The 616-nt window shown below is 54.2% G+C and carries 1 protein-coding gene; it reads left to right on the top strand.

Features of this window, described 5'->3' with window-relative positions; genetic code table 11:
• Positions 1 to 105 precede the first annotated feature (105 nt).
• On the top strand, positions 106 to 616 hold a 511-nt coding region (locus tag IE074_RS14725), incomplete at its 3' end, for an IS66 family transposase (protein ID WP_194517347.1).

The following is a 616-nucleotide window of genomic DNA, read 5'->3' as shown; positions in this document are numbered from 1 at the left end:
GCCCTGGCAACGCCTGGGTGCCAACGGCATCATCGATATTCTGTAAGGCACAATTGGCGTATCTTCCCATAGCCGTCCCTCAAGGATCATGGGATAATACGCCCCATGTCTGCTTCACCCGTTTGCCTACCTGACCCGAATATGGATGCACCAGCGCTACACGCGATGGTGGCAGACCTGTTGCAGGAGCTCAGCGCAAGAGACCAAATCCTGGCCCAGATGCAGACGATCAAGCTGCGCCAGGAACAACTGCTGGCAGACTATCGTCAAGACAACCTTTACAAAGATGCCAAGATAACCAAGCTAAGCCATGAGATTGCCATGCTGCGACGGGTTCGCTTCGGCAAAAGCGGAGAACAGCTCTCTGGCGTGCAAGGCAGTTTATTGGAAGAAACCGTTCAGACCGATCTGTCGGCCATAGAGGCAGAGCTGGAACTGTTGCATGGTGTTCCCTTGCATGAGCCCAAGTCTGCTAACAAACCGGTACGGACCCGTTTGCCAGAACACCTTCCAAGAGTCACCATTATCCATGAACCGGATAGTACGGTCTGCCAGTGTGGCTGCCAGTTACAGCGCATTGGCGAAGACGTGGCCGAGAAACTGGACTATGTACCGG

Source organism: Advenella faeciporci (genome assembly GCF_014652395.1).
In the GTDB taxonomy this organism is placed as follows: domain Bacteria; phylum Pseudomonadota; class Gammaproteobacteria; order Burkholderiales; family Burkholderiaceae_B; genus Advenella; species Advenella faeciporci.
The sequence above is the reverse complement of the archived record's forward strand: the minus strand, read 5'-3'. Positions and strand labels throughout refer to the sequence as shown.